General features: G+C 41.2%; 18 protein-coding genes. 16 read left to right on the top strand and 2 right to left on the bottom strand.

The annotated features are described in order from the left end of the window. Nucleotides 1-259 precede the first annotated feature (259 nt). Nucleotides 260-2,143, top strand: coding sequence for an Eco57I restriction-modification methylase domain-containing protein (locus tag Q7J27_03075; protein ID MDO9528122.1), 1,884 nt, complete (start codon nucleotides 260-262; stop codon nucleotides 2,141-2,143). Between the two features lie 175 nt (nucleotides 2,144-2,318). Here the strand turns inward: Q7J27_03075 and Q7J27_03070 are convergent, their stop codons facing one another. Beyond that, the gene (locus tag Q7J27_03070; protein MDO9528121.1) at nucleotides 2,319-3,176 is read right to left on the bottom strand and encodes an ImmA/IrrE family metallo-endopeptidase; all 858 of its coding nucleotides are present in this window, start codon (nucleotides 3,174-3,176) and stop codon (nucleotides 2,319-2,321) included. Further along, nucleotides 3,173-3,586, bottom strand: coding sequence for a helix-turn-helix transcriptional regulator (locus tag Q7J27_03065; GenBank protein MDO9528120.1), 414 nt, complete (start codon nucleotides 3,584-3,586; stop codon nucleotides 3,173-3,175). The genes Q7J27_03070 and Q7J27_03065 overlap by 4 nt, the downstream gene beginning before the upstream one ends. A gap of 396 nt (nucleotides 3,587-3,982) precedes the next feature. Between Q7J27_03065 and Q7J27_03060 the strand changes: the two genes are divergently transcribed. From Q7J27_03060 to Q7J27_02990, 15 genes are all read left to right on the top strand, one after another. After that, nucleotides 3,983-5,113, top strand: coding sequence for a hypothetical protein (locus tag Q7J27_03060; GenBank protein ID MDO9528119.1), 1,131 nt, complete (start codon nucleotides 3,983-3,985; stop codon nucleotides 5,111-5,113). Next, a complete protein-coding gene (locus Q7J27_03055) occupies nucleotides 5,110-7,371 on the top strand; it encodes a ThiF family adenylyltransferase (GenBank protein MDO9528118.1) in 2,262 nt (753 codons plus the stop codon). Before Q7J27_03060 ends, Q7J27_03055 begins: the two co-directional genes overlap by 4 nt. 186 nt (nucleotides 7,372-7,557) lie before the next feature. Continuing rightward, entirely contained in the window at nucleotides 7,558-8,286 is a 729-nt protein-coding gene (locus Q7J27_03050; GenBank protein ID MDO9528117.1) for a hypothetical protein, read from the top strand. A gap of 14 nt (nucleotides 8,287-8,300) precedes the next feature. After that, a complete protein-coding gene (locus Q7J27_03045) occupies nucleotides 8,301-8,423 on the top strand; it encodes a hypothetical protein (protein MDO9528116.1) in 123 nt (40 codons plus the stop codon). 70 nt (nucleotides 8,424-8,493) lie between these two features. Beyond that, nucleotides 8,494-8,670 carry a hypothetical protein gene (locus tag Q7J27_03040; protein MDO9528115.1) on the top strand — a complete coding sequence of 59 codons (177 nt, stop codon included), beginning with the start codon at nucleotides 8,494-8,496 and terminating at the stop codon, nucleotides 8,668-8,670. Between the two features lie 40 nt (nucleotides 8,671-8,710). Further along, the gene (locus Q7J27_03035) at nucleotides 8,711-8,896 is read left to right on the top strand and encodes a HEPN domain-containing protein (protein ID MDO9528114.1); all 186 of its coding nucleotides are present in this window, start codon (nucleotides 8,711-8,713) and stop codon (nucleotides 8,894-8,896) included. Nucleotides 8,897-9,059: 163 nt separating this feature from the next. Next, nucleotides 9,060-9,383: a nucleotidyltransferase domain-containing protein gene (locus Q7J27_03030; protein ID MDO9528113.1), complete on the top strand. Its 324-nt coding sequence runs from the start codon at nucleotides 9,060-9,062 to the stop codon at nucleotides 9,381-9,383. A 173-nt stretch (nucleotides 9,384-9,556) separates the two neighbouring features. Then, entirely contained in the window at nucleotides 9,557-11,047 is a 1,491-nt protein-coding gene (locus Q7J27_03025; protein ID MDO9528112.1) for a TM0106 family RecB-like putative nuclease, read from the top strand. Between the two features lie 108 nt (nucleotides 11,048-11,155). Beyond that, nucleotides 11,156-11,548: a transposase gene (locus tag Q7J27_03020; protein MDO9528111.1), complete on the top strand. Its 393-nt coding sequence runs from the start codon at nucleotides 11,156-11,158 to the stop codon at nucleotides 11,546-11,548. Continuing rightward, the gene (locus tag Q7J27_03015; protein ID MDO9528110.1) at nucleotides 11,541-11,693 is read left to right on the top strand and encodes a hypothetical protein; all 153 of its coding nucleotides are present in this window, start codon (nucleotides 11,541-11,543) and stop codon (nucleotides 11,691-11,693) included. The genes Q7J27_03020 and Q7J27_03015 overlap by 8 nt, the downstream gene beginning before the upstream one ends. Beyond that, nucleotides 11,690-12,730, top strand: coding sequence for a virulence RhuM family protein (locus Q7J27_03010; GenBank protein MDO9528109.1), 1,041 nt, complete (start codon nucleotides 11,690-11,692; stop codon nucleotides 12,728-12,730). The genes Q7J27_03015 and Q7J27_03010 overlap by 4 nt, the downstream gene beginning before the upstream one ends. A gap of 140 nt (nucleotides 12,731-12,870) precedes the next feature. Next, complete coding sequence (locus Q7J27_03005; protein ID MDO9528108.1) at nucleotides 12,871-13,047, top strand: hypothetical protein; 177 nt, start codon at nucleotides 12,871-12,873, stop codon at nucleotides 13,045-13,047. Nucleotides 13,048-13,070: 23 nt separating this feature from the next. Then, nucleotides 13,071-14,672: a hypothetical protein gene (locus Q7J27_03000; protein MDO9528107.1), complete on the top strand. Its 1,602-nt coding sequence runs from the start codon at nucleotides 13,071-13,073 to the stop codon at nucleotides 14,670-14,672. 27 nt (nucleotides 14,673-14,699) lie between these two features. Then, the gene (locus Q7J27_02995) at nucleotides 14,700-14,852 is read left to right on the top strand and encodes a hypothetical protein (protein ID MDO9528106.1); all 153 of its coding nucleotides are present in this window, start codon (nucleotides 14,700-14,702) and stop codon (nucleotides 14,850-14,852) included. A 530-nt stretch (nucleotides 14,853-15,382) separates the two neighbouring features. Then, nucleotides 15,383-15,753 (top strand): ATP-binding protein (locus Q7J27_02990; protein ID MDO9528105.1); only part of this gene is annotated, 371 nt, incomplete at its 3' end.

Here is a 15,753-nt window from a genome sequence, read left to right as displayed (position 1 = left end):
CGGACTGCATGTTCGCCTCCGGTTGCTCCCCACCCCGCCTCACAGCGACGCAGTTACCTTCGGCTACCGGAATCGGGCATAATCCCGGAGGAGGACTTTCACCTCCTAAATCGCGCCTGCTCCCAGGCGCACTCATTCCCGCGGAAGCGGGAATCCAGCTCCCACGAAAGATGATATTGAAAATTTCATACACAAAGGCGAATTCGCCATCGAGCACGATACCGCCAAGGAAGAGGGAACAAATTCATACAAATACAAGGTGGATGAATCCATACGAAAAAACGCCCGGCTTCTGGATGAAAAACTGGAGACCATCAAAATATGCGACCCCGCAATCGGCTCCGGCGCATTTCCTGTCGGAATGATGCACGAAATCGTAAAAGCACGCAATGTGCTGGAGACCTACCTGAAAACCGGAAAAAGCGCTTACAATTTCAAACGTCACTGCATCCAGGAATCCATTTATGGGGTAGATATTGATCCCGGAGCTATTGAGATTGCCAAGCTTCGCCTCTGGCTTTCCCTTGTAGTGGATGAAGAAAATTACCTCGATATCAAACCACTGCCTAATCTGGATTATAAGATTGTGTGCGGCAATTCATTGTTGAGCGTAGAGAAAAACCTCTTTAACGAACAACTGTTCACGAAATTAGAAGAATTAAAACCTATCTATTTCGATGAAACAAACGTTAATAAAAAGCCGGAATATAAAAAGCAAATAGATGATTTAATCAAAGAACTGACAAATAATGACGAACACTTTGATTTCGAGATATATTTTTCAGAAGTATTCCATAAACAAGGCGGATTTGATGTGGTGATAGCGAATCCGCCGTATATAAAAGAATACACTGATAGAAATGTATTTGATGGATTGCGTACTTTGCCTTACTACCAGGGGAAAATGGATATCTGGTACTTTTTTGGTTGTGTGGGACTGGATATTTTAACCCGAAATGGAACCCAGTGTTTTATTGCGCCTAATAATTGGATCAGCAATGCCGGAGCATCCATCTTCCGAAACAAAATAATCAAGGAAGCTCAGATAATCCAGTTTATTGATTTTGGCAATTACAAAATATTTGAAAGCGCCGACATACAAACGATGGTCTATCTACTTCAAAAGTCCGATTCAAAACAGGCATATGAGCTCTCGTATTCCAGGTTGTTGGATGACCGTATTAATACGCGAGAATTAGAAGTATTTCTTAATTCAAAACACTCAGATAGCAATTGCTATAAAAAATATCCTGTCCTTTTTGATCGTTCAGACAATCAAAATGACTATATCCGATTTTCTCAAAAGGATATATCGATGCTTCTGAATAAAATACAAGACCAAGATGTAACATTTTTATATGAAGACGAAGTAGCACAAGGTATTGTTGCACCACAGGATTTTTTGAATAGAAAGAATGCTGCGAAACTTGGAGATGGGTTCAATGTGGGCGATGGCATTTTCGTTCTCAGTGACGAAGAGAAGAGGCGTATAAACTGGACGGAACGTGAGTTAGAAATTATTAAACCTTATTATACGACCGCTGAATTGCAACGCTACTTTGGAAACACAAATAATAATTGTTGGCTAATCTATGCGAAATCAGACATGAATAGAGAGATTAAAAATTATCCGAATATCAAGCGACACCTGGATAAATTTAAATCGATCATAACGTCAGATTTTGGACCATACGGGCTGCACAGAGCAAGGAATGAAAAATTTTTAAAAGATGAAAAAATCGTCTCTGCAAGAAAATGTGCAAGACCAACTTTTACATATTCCGATTTCGATTGTTATGTTTCCCAAACGTTTTTCGTTATCAAAACGGAAAGATTTGACCTGAAATATTTAACGGCCATTTTAAACTCAAAGTTAATAGAATTTTGGCTTTTACATAAGGGGAAATTGCAGGGTAATCAATATCAGGTTGATAAGATCCCTCTACTGAAAATTCCTCTTAAAAAATTGGCTCAGAGCGAGGCACAACCTTTAATCACCCTTGCCGACCAGATCCTCTCCCTGAAAAAATCCGACCCGCAAGCCGACACCAGCGCATTGGAAACCGAGATTGACCGGATGGTATATAAACTGTACAACCTGACAGCCGAGGAAATCGCCATTGTGGAGGAAAGTGAAAAGTAAAAAAAATGAGGACCGTACAAGTGAATTGCCCCGCCTAAAGGCGGGGCATCTTAAAAAGCAAGGAGGGGGATTGCATCCCCCTTACCCCCGCACCGCATTCATCCCCGCCATTATGGCGGGGTATTCTGCGGGATTTTCATAAAAAAGGGTCAGCAACACCCATTTTCAAATTAAATTACCATTTTTCCTTCCTCTTTAAATAACCATCAAATTCATCTTCATAGTCTTCAAATTCATCTTCATCCTCATGAATCCATATTACAGAGAGGACTTGGTTATAATAAGGTAATGATATAGACAGCTCTTTTACAATTAGGGAGTGCCTTACATTTGAAGTATCAAACCATGTTTCCCTCTCAACCTCCTCAAATTCTCTTGGCAAATCATTTCCCTTGAAATATTCTATTGCATAGGAATCTGATGAAAGTTTTGTTTGGGGTTGGATGAAATATTTGAAGTTACTTGATCTAAATGCCCAGTTAATCATTGAATCCTCAGACAATACTACTGCGATACTTTCATCTGTCAGATCCTTGTATCGCAGAAGAGTTGATGTAAGAGACGAACAAAACTTGTCAGTTAATGATTGAATTAGATCATAGCTTGGAGCCCTATTATAAATTTCTTTTACAAAATATTCTTCAGGCATTAAAAGTGCCGCAGCAAATTGGTTTGCCTCAACTTCCATTAACTTATTTTTGTTGTTAAAGTTATTCAAGTCATAAGAAGTGCAAGAAAATTGATTGCCATGTGTCGTAATTAGAAAATGGCCTAATTCATGGGCAATTGTAAATCTCCTACGGGTATGTTCTCTGATTGAGGAAACAATATTGATGAAGCCGATTGTTTTTTCAGGATTGGTGACTAAAGCACCTTCGAAGCCTTCTTCATCCAATTCATTAATTTCTTTAATTCCTACACTTAATGCAATTTTCTCAACATCCAAAGGAAAAATAATATTGTTCATAGCACTTATCAAGGCTTTTGCACACAGTGTCGGGTCAGACGATTTTCTGAAGTCTTTGTTAATCAACTCTTAGCCTCATCTTGTTCCTTTAATACTCCCATTAATGCTTCCATTTGCCTTAGAAGTGTTTCTTGTGACTCTTTATTAAGTTCTTCAAAATTCCGGAAAAACACCAAAGAATTATCGGGTGTCCCCATCTTTTCTTTCTCAGAATCAACGAGATAATCGATAGTGACATTCAAGGATTTTGCAATTTTTGCGATAAGTTGTGCTGAAGGTTTAATATTCGGGTCATTTTCAATTTGCCATATATAACCCTTCGACGATCCAACAGCTTTAGCTAATCCTTCAAGGGTAATTTTGCGTTTTGTCCTTTCTTTTTTAATCTTTTCAGATAGTGTCATTAAATATTCTCCCTTCATTTGTGTTTTTATAATATCAGAGAAAGTTTGGTATAACAATATTTTTCTTGACATCAGGTATTGCAATAACTATATTACAAGTAAAGCTATTCCAATACTTAGGAGGTGAAAAAATGGCAAAAACACAGAAAGGCAAAAAAATCGTTCCGGTGAGGCCTTACAAAAAAACCAGGCCGGGTGGAAAGAAAAAAACTGTCCCCGTGAAACGCCATAGACGTTCAACCCCCGAATAAAGACGGGGAAAAGAATGGACTAAACAGATATTGGCACCCTCTTTCTTTGTACTAAGTAGCCCATCTTATCAATTACATGTTGTATAATATAGCTAACTTGAAAATAATGTACGAGAATGCGTTACAAGCGGATTATATCTTAGCAAATAGATGAAAAACAGAGATAAAGATCAATATATCTCTATAAAAACAAAAAGCCTCAAAAGGAGAAATTAAAATGACCAATAAGAAAATGACTATAACGTTTTACCCAGTGGGGAATGGAGACACTTCTTTGATTAGAAATGATGACGGTAAACATTTGTTGATTGATTATAATAATATCAGTGAAGCTGAGAGTGACAATGATGACAGAATATTTTTAGAAGATGAGATCAATGAAAAACTCAAGGGCGTAAATCTTGATGTTCTTATGATTACACATGCTCATGATGACCACTATCGTGGTTTTTCTGACTTCTTTTGGTTAAATTGTACTGAGAAATATCAGAGCAATGAACGCAAAAAAGTTGTCGAGCTGTGGGTTCCTGATGCAATAATCTGGGATACAGGATTAAAAGGTGAAGAAGAATTGTTACGTAGGGAAGCCCGTTTCAGGCTGTTAGATGAAAAAAAAGGCATTATAGTTTTTGGTGAATCTGATTCATTAAAAGAATTTATCAATGATAGTGGAAAGGCTACCTATAATGAAGTGAAGCACCTAATCAAAAAACCGGGGGAGACAATCAGTAAATTTAGCGGATTTGATATTTTCATACATTCTCCACATTCATGGGTTACGGAGAACGAAGAAAATAAAAATAATAAGTGTATAGTAATACAAATAGATTTCCGCATAGATTCGGGATCAGTAACAAAAGTTATTTTTGGAAGCGATGCGGAATCCAACGCTTGGGATAGTATATATACAAGTACAAAAAACAACAATAATCTTGATAAAATAGAATTCGATGTTTTTAAGCTATCCCATCATTGTAGTTATACTGCCCTGAACATGGACGAGAAAGGAGACCAAATTACTGAGCCTACTAAAAATATTAAGAAAATATTTGAGGAGCACGGAAATGATAAGTGCAAATTGATAGCATCCTGCAATCCTATACCCTCAAAGGAAGATAGGGAAGATTCCGGCCCGCCGCATTATCAGGCAGCTGAATATTATAGAAAGATAAGAGATGAAAAAGGTGGAAATTTTGAAGTTACAATGCAACAGCCAAGAGGAACCAGAAACATCAATCCTGTTATTATCGAAATAACAAAATATGGCCCTCGCTTTGACAAATTAGCGGCTATGGGTACTATAGGATCTGGTAGAATCACTCAAACCAAATCTGAGAGGCAAGGATGATGAGTTTTTACGAAATCTTACCATTTGACGACGTACATGTCTTTCCTGATGAATTAGCCATCATTAAATCAGCTATTCTTCAGTGTTCTGGTAGTCTTGGGGGATTGTTCAGTTATGAAACTGAAGGATTTTTGGGAGAAGCTGAAGCGATTGTTTTGAATATTCAAATTGATGTTCCCACTCGATCTCCATTTGGTGTTTTAGAAGAAGAGAAAATAGCAATATCTTATAGCAAAAACAACAATGAGGGACTTCAAGCATATGCCTTGCGAAAGGACTTTCCGAATTTACCCCATTTGAATTTAACTTATAAGGATGCACCTAAATCGCTTTGCTTGTTTGATGTTCCCGCTATGGATAAAATTTATAACGAAAGCCTTCTGCATTTCATAATAAGGGTAAAACAGTGGTTAGATAGAGCGGCAAGTGGCGAACTTCATTTGGATGTACAGGCAATGGAACCGTTTATTATGGGAGGTCTTGGACATTTCGTCTTTGATAGCGAAACATGGGAAAGAATTATTAGCTGCTCTTCTGATTATGAGCTTTATCTTTCAAGACCTGCGGTAACTACAAGGAAGGATAACCATTACGTCGAAGTATGTTCTGCTGACATCGGTAAAAAAGGCCCCCAAACCCCTTTTGCCTTCTTGACTATGAAAGGGAACCCAACCTCTGATCAATGTATTAATTATTTGCCAAAGAATTACTTGGAATTGCATGACTTATTAGACAAGAAGATTGCAATTAATTTGGATGAAGAAATATTTAACTTTATCTCCACTATTTATGGGAAAGGCCTGTCCAAGAAATATCACGACAAGAGTCTCATAATTATAATCTGTATACCGAGGTTGAACTTGGAGGGAATGCCGGTTGACCATGAGATAGTAGTTTTTCAACTACTACCATCTAATGTATTAACCATAGGCAAAGCATTAGGTTGTATCCATGAAATAAAGAGAAAAAATGAAACTATCCACGTACTTGAAAATAATATAAACAGAAAAAAAGAGGAACTGGAAAAGGTAGTCCCTGTGCCATTTTCAGTCATTCGTCCCTTTTCACAAAAACTTGCCAAGGAAATGGCGGGCATAACAGAAAATATTTCTGATATAACAATTTCCGCTGTCGGTCTCGGTGCATTGGGCTCTCAAGTGGTCTTAAATTTGGCAAGACAGGGTTTCTCAAAATGGAAATTGATCGACAATGACATTCTTTTGCCACACAATTTTGCAAGGCATGATTTGAGCGCATACTTCCGAGGGGAAATGAAAGCTGAAGCCTTGGAACATGAATTAAAAGTGATACTAGAAAAGACCGAAGTAGAATCTTACGTTCAAAAAATTGATGATATTTCAAGCAAGAAGGAAGAGAAGAAAATATTTGAATCTGAAATTTTGATAGATGCCACTGCCTCGTACTCAGCTTTTCTTAAGTTGGCATACAGAGATGATATAAGACCCAGGAATATTAGCATTTATTATTGCAATGGTGGGCTTACTTCTGTTCTATTAGCTGAAAATGAATATAGAAATATTCGTTTAGATGATATTGACTTGCAGCTTAAGATAAAAGGTCTTGATCATGAAAACATAAATAATATTTATAGAACAAGAGAAGAAAATCAATTGATTTATTCTACTTCTTGCAGTAGCCAGACAGCTGTGGTGGCTCAGGATTGTGTTGCTATACATGGCGGTATATTAACGCGTCAAATCAAAAAAGTTATTTTTAATAAAACCGCGCTTGCTTATATCAACTCAATATCTGAAGTCAACAGCTCTGTCAAAGTAACAGAAGTCATTCCATCTGAAGTAATTGTGAAAGAACAAGATCTGTGGCAATTTAGAATCAGTCAATTTGCAGTTGATGAAATGAATGAATACCGCAATCAAAAGTTGCCAAATGAAACAGGTGGAGTTTTAATTGGTTGGATTAATAGCCATGAAAAAGTTATCTATATTGGGAAGGCACTTCCAGCGCCTCCCGATAGTAATGAGCGTCCATACTCTTTTATTAGAGGGAAAGATGGACTATATAAAAAAGTCCAGGAGATAAAAGGAATCTCTAACAATGATCTGTATTATGTTGGTGAATGGCACAGCCATCCACACAATGCGTCTGTTAGTCAAAGCGGATCTGATCGAAAATCTATAGTAAAACTCTCAGAAATTATGCTGGAGGACACTTTGCCTGGAGTGATGATCATTTTGGGGGATAGCAAAGAATTAGGATGGTATGTTTGCTTAGGATGAGGAAAATGATTTCGTTAAATTTCATCGAGAAAACATTCGACGATTATGAAATTAAGGCAAGACTTATTCCTGGGATTATGGCAAATTTATTAATTATCTTTCTTGGTCTTGTAGTACCCGCAGATTGGAACGTTAAGTCACTTATCTTGCTTAGTGAATCGGTTGCTTGATGAGGAGGGTGAGGAAATGAAATTTCCTGTTGATTCATATGAAATAAAGGCTCGTTATGCCCCCGGTTTGCTTTTGGCCCTGCCAGTCATAGTGACATTCTGGACTTGCTTCCGGATCGAGACGCAATTGATTTCTAATATATTTAATGGGATTTCATCCATGGTCGTTTGGTACATCTTGTCTGTATATGTTCGTTACAACGGAAAAAAGATCGAACCGAAGCTGTGGAAATTGTGGGATGGCGCTCCCTCAACTGTTCTTGTTTCTTGGAAGGATAATCGTCTCGGCCATAATTTAAAAGAAAAATATCATCAAATGGTCATTGTAGATCAGGGGTTACCGATGCCAACAAAAGCAGATGAGGATGCTGGACCTGAGAAAGCGGCTCAGTTAATTGACCAAGCTTTTTCCAGAGTAAAAGGTGTTATCCGGAAATATGATAAGAATGGTTTGTGGTTCATTGCAGATGCCGAGTATGGTTTTGCAAGAAATCTTTTTGGTAGCAGAGTAGTATGGTTGATAATCTCTATAGTAATGACTGTCATTTCCGCTGGGTTCCTCTGGCAAAAATTTGACAATCTCATCTTGGTTGGTTTTATTATTGATTCCCTTGTCATTATCGGATGTGTTGTTTTTGGATGGTTCATCCTACCGAAACTGACCAAGCAGCTTGGTTTTAGATATGCTGAGCATGCATGGGAATCCTTTTGTAACATTGCAGAAGAAAGAGCTCAAAACCAATAAGGAGGTATGTAAATATGCCTAAATTCAGGGTAACTGTATTTGACGTAGAACATGGGTTCTGTGCTTTCATAAAATCGCCTACCGGAGTTGCAGAGGGGGCGCGTCTACACTCCTCGACAAAAGACTTCTTTCTGTAAAACAAGGAGGCAGTAAAAAGCAATAGCCTAAAAGGGGAAATCCCATGTTGACATATTTCTCAAGCAGCATATGGGCATCACCGGCGCAGACGCTGGTCAATACTGTAAATGTAGTGGGGGCGATGGGGCTTTTGGGATCATAAATAACAGAAGGATTGCTGTTATAGGTATTGTGGGTGATAAGGAAATGAATAATTTGAAAATGTTGAAGATTTGGAATGGATATCTATCTGTTAGAAAAGATTGATGGTAAACTCATAACAAATATAAAATTGCAGGGGGAGTAAATGGCCGAAGATCCTCAGGAATGGTTAAGGCAGGCTGATTACGATATGGATACAGCAGAATATATGTTAAGTGGAGGGCGATATTTCTATGCTGTTTTTATGTGTCACCTGTCGATAGAAAAAGCTCTCAAGGGGCTTTTTCATGCGTTATACCGCCGAAGACTCACAATCTTATTTATCTGCTGAATAAAGCAGGTATCAAACCACCGGAGTCTGTCGGACGTTTTGTCGTGAAGCTCAATGAAGCCAGTGTTGCGACAAGATACCCCGAGAATATTGAGAAATTGGGGAAAGATTACACACAAACTATTGTTCGGGACATGGTAGCAAGGAGCAAGGAGGTTTTGGCATGGATAAAAGCGCAGTTTTAGAAATAATTTCTCGTTTTAGAAAAGCGATAGAAGCCAGAAATATCAAGGTCAGTCGATTAATACTCTTTGGCTCTTATGCCACAGGGGAATTCAGGGAGGGCAGTGATATTGACCTTATCGTTATATCTGATGATTTTGCGGGTAACGATTACTGGCAGCGAATCGATATTCTTTCAGATGTCGTCTATGAGATTTTTGAACCCATCGAGGTCATTGCCATGACTCCCGATGAATGGAATAATAGAGAATCCGTCATGGTTGATTACGCAAAAGAAGGGGAGGTAATCTATGCCGCCGCATAAAGAAAGTAATTGCTTGTGAAATCAGGGGAAAAATCAGGGGACATCATACTTATTAAAAATCTCTAAGAGATGTTTGAACGGGGGGTGTGGATTCCCAATCAAGTTGGGAATGACAGCGGTGGAAAGGCTATCTTTAAAGCTACTTTTGTATATATACTTGGAGGCATATGCACGTGAGCAAACCAATTACTGCCTCAATTCTATACAATCTCGTTCAGTGCCCCCATCGCGTTAGCATGGATCTGTTCGGCGATCCTGCCCTGAGAGACCCCATAAATCCATTCGTGCAGCTTTTATGGGAAAGGGGAAACGCTTTCGAGCAGGAGGTGATAGAGGGGCTTAAGCTGCCTTTCACCAATCTTCACACTTACTATGGTGATGAGAAAGAACGATTCACTATGGAGGCAATGGAATGTGGTGATAACCTCATTTACAGTGGCCGCATAAGTGCCGACGGTCTCGTTGGTGAGCCGGATATTCTGCGACGATGTGGCAATGGTTACATCGCTGGTGATATCAAGAGTGGTGAAGGTGAGGAAGGGGGCAGTGAAGACATTGACGGAAAGCCGAAGAAGCACTACGCGGTCCAGCTTGCTCTATATACGGATATTCTTGAACGATCAGGATTTTCAGGCGGGCGGATTCCCTTTGTCTGGGATGTGCACGGAAAAGAGGTTGAGTACATTCTTGATGCTCCGCGAAGTTCACGGAAACCGGCCACCCTGTGGGATGAGTATCAATCTATTTTAGAAACTGCACGTCAATTGGTGGTCCAGACTGGAGATTCTCTTCCGGCGTTCGGCAGCAGATGCAAACTCTGTCACTGGTACACGGCATGTACTAACAGATTGGAAGAACTCGATGATTTAACTCTCATTCCTGAATTAGGAAGAGTCAGGCAGGATAACATATTAACATATGTTGATTCTGTCAGGGATTTAGCACAAGCCAACCTGGAAACATTAATAAATGGTAAAAAAACGATTATTCCCCGTATTGGAGCTGATATGCTGATAAAGTTTCAGGAACGTGCCAGACTTCAGAAACAACCCGGGGCAAGGCCGTATTTGAAGGAAGTATTTAATCCGCCAGATTCGGATTTTGAACTCTTTTTCGATGTTGAAACCGACCCGATGAGGGATATTTGCTATCTTCATGGTTTTGTCGAACGTCATGGCGGGGACAATGGCACGGAACGATATATCGCTTTTCTCGCAGAAGAACCAACATCGGAGGAAGAAGAAAGTGCGTTTGGTGAGGCGTGGGCTTATGTAAAAGACTGCCGGCCATGTGCGGTTTATTACTACGCCGCTTATGAACGCACTATCTGGCGTAAACTGCAGAAGAGGTATCCTCATGTTGCAACGGAAGAGGAAATAGAAGAGATGTTTGAACCTGCAACTGCCGTGGATCTGTACCATCATGTTGTAAGGCCGAAAACGGAATGGCCGACTCGTGATTATTCTCTTAAAACTCTTGCATCATGCCTTGGTTTCAAGTGGCGGGATGTGAATCCATCAGGGGCCGCGTCGATCGAGTGGTATCATCGCTGGGTTGAGGGTGGCGACACCGAAATTCGCCAGCGGATCCTTGACTATAACGAGGATGATTGCGTGGCCATGAGAGTTTTGCTGGATGGTATTAGAGGTTTGTCTTTGCGATAGGGGGGACAGTTAAGGGGAAATAGGAATTACAACACTGATATCCATCACCGCCGTTCCATTCGATTAAAGGGGTATGATTATTCACAGGCAGGATTATATTCCATCACCATTTGCACGCAAAACCGATCGTGTTTGTTCTGGAAAATTGAAAATAGGGAAATGATTGATAAATGGTGGAACGAATTGAAATATAAATACAGGAATATTGAATTGCACGAACAAATCATTATGCCAGATCATTCCCACGGCATTATTCAAATCATCAATAAAACCGTACCCGTAGGTTCGCCCCTACATGTGATGATTCAATGGTTTAAAACGATGACCACCAATGAATATATTCGTGGCGTAAAAAATAATGGTTGGTCACGGTTTAACAAAAAATTATGGCAACGCAATTATTACGAACATATTATCCGTGATGAAGAATCCTGTTATCAAATATCGGAATATATACAAACCAATCCCATGAAATGGCAGGATGATAAATATTATGTCTAAAATCACCGAATCCGAAATAGAAAAATTCGCCATTGAACTCCTTGAAAAGCAGGGCTACCAGTACATCTACGCCCTTTCCATCGCCTCGGATGTTAATCAAGCGCCTCTCCCTCTGAGAGAGACGGAAGAGAGGGTTATACAATGAAAAAAAAGAAGAAAATCCCGGACAATCAGATTGCTGTATATCAGACCCCTGAGGGGGGTGTTAATATAGAAGTGCTGTATGCCAATGAAAACATCTGGCTGCCTCAAAAACGAATGGCGGAACTGTTTGGGTGCAGTGCGGACAACATTTCTTTGCATCTGAAGAATATCTATAAAGAAAAAGAACTCGATGAATCTTCAACTGCCGAGGATTTCTCGGTAGTTCAAATCGAAGGAAAAAGGGAGGTTTCCCGCAGTGTGACCTGCTATTCTCTGGAGGCTATTATAGCCGTGGGGTATCGAGTCAATTCGGAACGTGGTACACAATTTCGGCAATGGGCGATTACAATTCTCCAGAAATATATACACAAAGGGTTTGCCATTGACAGCGACCGTTTTAAATACGGTTCCCGCTTCAGCACCCGGTTTTTTGATGATTTACTTGAAGAAATCAGGGATATCCGCGCAAGCGAAAGAATGGCGTACCAAAAAATTACAGATATTTATGCTACTTCGATTGATTACTCTTTTAAGGCCGAAGATACAAAAATGTTTTTTGCCACAGTTCAAAATAAACTTCACTTTGCCATTACCGGGCAAACTGCCGCCGAAATAGTAGCCAAACGGGCAGATAGCGCAAAGCCCAATATGGGATTAACATCATGGAGAAAAGGATCCAAAGGTAAAATCATGCCAGGTGATGTTTCCATTGCCAAAAATTATTTAAGCAAACCGGAGATCAATCATCTAAACCGCATCGTCACGATGTATCTGGATTTTGCGGAATTACAGGCTGTTCGTAATATTCCAATGTATATGAAAGACTGGATTGAAAAGCTGAATGCCTTTTTAAAATTCAGCGAATATGAAATCCTGACCAATGCCGGTTCAATCAGCCATGAAATTGCTTTGGCCTTGGCGCATAAGGAATATGAAATTTTCAAGAAAGATCAGGATAAAAATTACATTTCCGATTTTGACCGCGAAGTAAAAATGCTTTTAGGCAAAAACAAAAACGATGGAAATGAACATGAATAAAATAACCGAAAGCACAATAGAAAAATTCGCCATCGAACTCCTTGAAAAACAGGGCTATCAGTATATCTACGCCCCTTCCATCGCCCCGGACAGTGAGAGGTGAATTCGGGGGACAGGAATTCGGGGGACAGGATACTTAATTGAAAACCTGCAGGAGATGTTCCCGGGAATTTGATCAAAGTAAATACGATGTTAATCCTTCAACGGAGATCGCCGATATCTTCCTTCAGGATATGGGTGTTGAAGATATTAACGATATCTGCCCTGAATGCAGGGAAGAACTCGGTGTCAAGAATCTTCTGGTGTTTGAGGAATAGGGGAGGGGGATTAGGAGGATAGGATGAAAAAACGTAAATCAATGAGAGTTTTTCCGGTTCTGGCCTTTGTTTTCATATTCTGTATGGCTTCGGTTACCACAACAGTCGCAAAACATCCGTCACCGGCAGGCAAAAAGTCGTCGCATCTGTCAGCGGAACAGCAAAAAGCGCGGTATGTGTCCATCCCGGAAAAACCGTCGGTCACGAAACATCAGGTGACGGTCAACGGGAAAAAGATTGCCTATACCGCCACGGCGGGTTTCCTGCCTTTTTACGACAAGAAGGGTGAGCAGAAAGCCAGTTTTTTCTATGTTGCCTACGTGAAAGAGGGGACTTCCAACCCGGCGCGCAGGCCGCTCACGTTTTGTTATAACGGCGGTCCCGGATCATCCTCTATCTGGCTTCACATTGCCGCCCTTGGCCCCAGAACAGTTTCGCTGGGCGACGGTATCCACATTCCCGATCCTCCCTATGGCGTGAAAGACAACCCCAACACACTGCTGGACCTTACCGATCTTGTTTTCATCGATCCTGTCGGAACGGGGTTCAGCCGGGCTATACCGCGGGACGATTTTAAGAAGTTCTGGGGTGTTGCCCAGGACGTGGAAAGTGTCGGCCAGTTTATCAGGACTTATGTTACCGAAAACGGACGGTGGGAGTCGCCGGTTTTCATTGCCGGCGAGAGTTATGGCGGTATCAGGACTGCCGGTCTCTCGTCATATGTTCAGGACATGGGGTTGTATCCGGCGGGACTTATTTTTATTTCACCGGCCCTTACCTATGCCACACTGATGTCGCAGATCGGATTGGACGTTCCTCATATTCTGAGCGTTTCCGAAATGGCGACAGCGGCGTGGTATCATCACAAAATCGATCCGCTATTTCAAAAGATGCCCCTGGATGAGCTTCTGGCGGAGGTTCGTGCATGGAGTTCGGGCGAATACGCCCAGGCGCTCTGGAAGGGCAACACCCTGTCTCCCGACAAGAGGCGCGATATCGCACGGCAGTTGTCACAGTATACGAGTATGCCCGTTGATCTCATCCTGTCATACAACCTGCGGGTACCGATGCTGACATTTATGTCCCACCTGCTCCAGGACGAACGGAAGGCCGTCAGCTACTATGACAGCAGGGTGGCCGGCCCCTGTATTAACAGTACCTTTGAGGATGACCCCCTGATGAATAATATCGGCGGGCCGGTAGGGGCCGCATTCAACGCGTACCTGAAGGGCGAACTCAAGTTTACAACCCTGGCAGAGTACGACAGGATTAATGTGAACGCGGAACCTTCGTGGGACTGGGGTTCGGGCGCGCGCAGTGAGGGGGCTGAAGACCCGAAGATGGGATATCCGGAGACGGTGACCAATCTTGCCCGGGCGTTGCGGAACAATGAACTGCTTCGCGTATTTGTGGGTATCGGCATGTTTGACCTGGCATGCGTCCATGATGCCACCATTTACGCACTCAATCATCTCGATATTCCCCCGGAACGCCTCGACAACATCCATGTTTTTACGTACCCGGCGGGACACATGATGTATACGTATCCGATTGCACATAAAAAACTTAAAAGTGATCTGTCAGAATTTTATGCCCGCGTGCTGAAAAGGGGCAAGAAAAAGTAATCGGAATTCCGGGGAAGGCATACTTAATTGAAGACCTGCAGGAAATGCTTGAATATTGCAGTTGAAGGCATGGATTACGGATTCCCGTTTTCGCAGGAACGACAGAGGGGAGGCGGGGGTGAGCTTTTAGTTATGCTGGAGGGAATGCGGATTACCTGCTTTCTTGCATTAGTGGTTTAAAAATATTCATATTTTAGTACTATAAGTACCAAAATGCCTCAATATTTAAACTCTCACTTAGGTAAAATAGGGACAAGTTTTCGGCACGGACAAACAATACCGGATCAAGGTCCGGCACATGGTTTGTGAAGCTCCCCGCCCACAGGGCAGGGCTGCTTCCCGGTAAGGAATATGTTTATTTTATATTGCGCCCCTTTACCCCGCCTACAATGCGGGGCTTACGGGATGCGCTCCCGGTCCATGGCACCCGCAGTTCAGGTAGGGAAACGGCGATTGATATAATTATGGCAAAACAAAAAACCACATGATTATGCCACAGGTCATTGGCGTGACGATATCCCTGGTTATCGATTGTTATAAAAAATAAACGGAAAGAAACTATTATGATGACATTACGACAATTTTCTGAGGAGCCATCCACAATTCCCACCATTACCAGTTGGTATCTGGCCGATTTGAGTTAAGCACAGGGCAACAAGAAGGAACCGTAAAATATGAGTTTCCTTGTCAATATACATGAAAGGAAATAATTGGAATTAAAAATGCGTTTTGAAGAGAGTGAAATCCTGGAATTGAAAAGATCAACTTCCGAATTGAAGGAAGCCTTGATTGCTATTTCTGCGATTTTAAACAAGCACCAGCGAGGTGAACTCTATTTCGGCATCAAGAATGACGGCACAGTCGCAGGACAAATGATAAGCGACAAAACACTGAGGGATATTGCAAAGGCCATTGGTGACCACATTGAGCCTGAGATTTTTCCTGTTATTCAGAATGTCAATCTCAGAGGTAAGGAATGTATCCATGTTACATTTCATGGAAATGAAGCGCCTTATTACGCTTATGGCAGGGCTTATACCAGAGTTGGCGATTCAAACCGTCAACTAAGCGCGAAAGAGGT

Source organism: Syntrophales bacterium, from assembly GCA_030655775.1.
GTDB lineage: Bacteria > Desulfobacterota > Syntrophia > Syntrophales > JADFWA01 > JAUSPI01.
This window is presented reverse-complemented; position numbering and strand designations above follow the sequence as displayed.

Coding starts and splice junctions, on each gene's coding strand:
- Q7J27_03040 (MDO9528115.1), top strand. CDS start 8,494: ATGGGCATCACCGGCGCAGACGCTGGTCAATACTGTAAATGTAGTGGG.
- Q7J27_03045 (MDO9528116.1), top strand. CDS start 8,301: ATGCCTAAATTCAGGGTAACTGTATTTGACGTAGAACATGGGTTCTGT.
- Q7J27_03050 (MDO9528117.1), top strand. CDS start 7,558: ATGAAATTTCCTGTTGATTCATATGAAATAAAGGCTCGTTATGCCCCC.
- Q7J27_03035 (MDO9528114.1), top strand. CDS start 8,711: ATGGCCGAAGATCCTCAGGAATGGTTAAGGCAGGCTGATTACGATATG.
- Q7J27_03060 (MDO9528119.1), top strand. CDS start 3,983: ATGACCAATAAGAAAATGACTATAACGTTTTACCCAGTGGGGAATGGA.
- Q7J27_03000 (MDO9528107.1), top strand. CDS start 13,071: ATGAAAAAACGTAAATCAATGAGAGTTTTTCCGGTTCTGGCCTTTGTT.
- Q7J27_03055 (MDO9528118.1), top strand. CDS start 5,110: ATGATGAGTTTTTACGAAATCTTACCATTTGACGACGTACATGTCTTT.
- Q7J27_03030 (MDO9528113.1), top strand. CDS start 9,060: ATGGATAAAAGCGCAGTTTTAGAAATAATTTCTCGTTTTAGAAAAGCG.
- Q7J27_03015 (MDO9528110.1), top strand. CDS start 11,541: ATGTCTAAAATCACCGAATCCGAAATAGAAAAATTCGCCATTGAACTC.
- Q7J27_03010 (MDO9528109.1), top strand. CDS start 11,690: ATGAAAAAAAAGAAGAAAATCCCGGACAATCAGATTGCTGTATATCAG.
- Q7J27_03065 (MDO9528120.1), bottom strand. CDS start 3,586: ATGTCAAGAAAAATATTGTTATACCAAACTTTCTCTGATATTATAAAA.